2 protein-coding genes are annotated in these 1,307 nt (G+C 59.1%); both read left to right on the top strand.

Going from position 1 to position 1,307, the window contains the following annotated elements:
• Positions 1-725: 725 nt before the first annotated feature.
• On the top strand, positions 726-968 hold the full coding sequence (locus ACXJ7R_RS33110) for a hypothetical protein (RefSeq protein WP_457155473.1): 243 nt from the start codon (positions 726-728) through the stop codon (positions 966-968).
• Between the two features lie 3 nt (positions 969-971).
• A complete protein-coding gene (locus ACXJ7R_RS33105; RefSeq protein ID WP_457155472.1) occupies positions 972-1,163 on the top strand; it encodes a hypothetical protein in 192 nt (63 codons plus the stop codon).
• Positions 1,164-1,307: the final 144 nt, after the last annotated feature.

The raw sequence follows: 1,307 nt of genomic DNA, 5'->3' as shown, positions 1-1,307 counted from the left end.
CACATCATCTACGAGACAGACACGGGTTGGCTTTACTACGACACTAATGGCAGTGTCGCTGGCGGCTCTACCCATTTCGCCACGCTCACCGCCAATCTGGCGGTGACCAACAGCGATTTTGCCGTGGTCTGAATAAGCCCGCCTGCGAGTAGCCGCGCACCCGCGAGTCCGTCAAGCCGCACCTCGCCGTTTTAGGTGCAACTAGCGCTTTGAAGCCACGTTTCCACGATGGCCAGATTAACGTCCCGACGCCTTTTCCCAGGCCCTTCACCTGATCCAGTTGGCGGGCTTTTTGTTCCCAATCGGAACGGGCATCTCATGCTGAAGTTGAAACCTAAGGGGCGTTGGGTAGCGCCGCTGCCCAAGGGCAAACTTGATCGGCCTTCGTGTTCGTGCACGGGCCGAGCCAGTCACTGCTTCCTCAGTGGCGGGCTTCCTTTTTTGCTGCATCCAGTTTCTTGAAGACGCCACACCGGAAGCGGTAGTCGGGAGCGTGCCCGGCAAAGTGGGCTTCAAGCGAGCGCGCCACGTGCGCGCACAGATGCCTTCAGACAATTCGACGAACCACTACTCATAGAAGCGCCGTGGAACATGGGCGCGTGTCAACCCGCATGTCGTCGCAAGGCGGCCCCGGTGGCGAGGAGGTGGCGACTGGCTTGCCAATGCACGCACATGGTGACAATTTCACCGCAACAAGCCGATCATCGGGTGGATGCCGGTTTAGAATGACACGTTTGGTGCTGATAGGGCCGATGGGCTCCGGCAAGTCCAAGATTGCGGAGCGCCTCTCCGACCGTTTGTCACTGCGCAACATCCCGCTCGATCTCGTACGTTGGGGATACTATTACCAGATCGGCTATGACCGGCGGGAACAGCGGCGGCGTGTCAAGGCAAAGGGCTGGCGTGCACGTTTCGACTACTGGAAACCGTTCGAGGCGTATGCAGTGGAGCAGGTGCTTCTCGACTAGGATATGATCATCGACTTCGGCGCAGGTCACTCGGTCTATGAGGACGACGTGCTTCTGGCGCGCGTCCAGACCGCGGTCAAGCGCGCTTCACATGTCGTTTATCTGCTGCCCTCGCCAGATATCGAGCGCTCGCTGGACATCTTATGCGCTAGGGCAGTGGTACCGGAAGACGAAGGGCGGATTTTGTCGCATTAAACCGGCCGTTCCTGGAGCACCCGTCAAACGCGTCACTGGCGACGGCAACGTTCTACACCGATGGCTACAGTGTCGATGAGACCTGTGAGCAGATTGCCCGGATACTCGACAGCCAAGCGCTGCCGGTGAGTCAATCGCTTGCAC

It is taken from the genome of Mesorhizobium sp. P5_C1, assembly GCF_054049815.1.
This window is presented reverse-complemented; position numbering and strand designations above follow the sequence as displayed.

What these genes read in the sequence shown, in the direction of transcription:
- ACXJ7R_RS33105 (WP_457155472.1), top strand. Translation starts at nt 972, where the DNA reads ATGATCATCGACTTCGGCGCAGGTCACTCGGTCTATGAGGACGACGTG.
- ACXJ7R_RS33110 (WP_457155473.1), top strand. Translation starts at nt 726, where the DNA reads ATGACACGTTTGGTGCTGATAGGGCCGATGGGCTCCGGCAAGTCCAAG.